We start from the raw sequence: 609 nt of genomic DNA, 5'->3' as shown, positions 1-609 counted from the left end.
AAGAAGTCTCGTTTGGTCACTTCGTTTCATTGAAACCTAATTTGAAACCCCTCTTTATTTAGAGAAATTTCTAATTGGATTATCATCAACGAGTGCCCACACAGATTGATAGGTTTATATTGTTAAAGAGCTCCCCTTCTTTGTGACCAGTGTCACTTCGGAAGAGGCAGCCATTCTAGCGTTTCAATTCTAAGTGTCAAACACTTTTTTGAATTTTTTATTTCAAACTTTTCAATTCGAAATTTTGCTAGTTGGCTTTACTGATTTACCGCTGAGGCCTTGTGGCGTCTGCCGTGTCAGTGGATGCGCATTATAGGGAGTTGAGTTTTAAGCGCAAGCCCTTTTTCAAATTAAATTGAAAAAAAAGACCGTTCGCTGAATTTATATTCAAAACCATTAAAAAAGGGAGCCGTATGCTTAATGCTTGTCAGTTAAGAAGCATTTAACACCTTTTTGAAGGCCTAAATAGCTGATCCTAATTATGCTTCACTTTTTGTACTCCATGACCACCGCTGGGAAACGATGAAATGTTATCCATAAAGTTTCGAACCCGTTTTAATAGTTGCCACATTGCTTTGCATTGATGATTCCGAGTTACTGTTTCATGTA

At 37.4% G+C, this 609-nt stretch carries 1 pseudogene; it reads right to left on the bottom strand.

The features are described from left to right. Nucleotides 1-475: 475 nt before the first annotated feature. Nucleotides 476-609 (bottom strand): annotated as a pseudogene (locus QTN95_RS20950) (IS630 family transposase); the annotation flags it as partial.

The organism is Vibrio sp. M260112 (assembly GCF_036533775.1).
Classification (GTDB): Bacteria; Pseudomonadota; Gammaproteobacteria; order Enterobacterales; family Vibrionaceae; genus Vibrio.
Note: the sequence above shows the minus strand (reverse complement) of the source record. Positions and strands in the feature narration are given on the sequence as shown.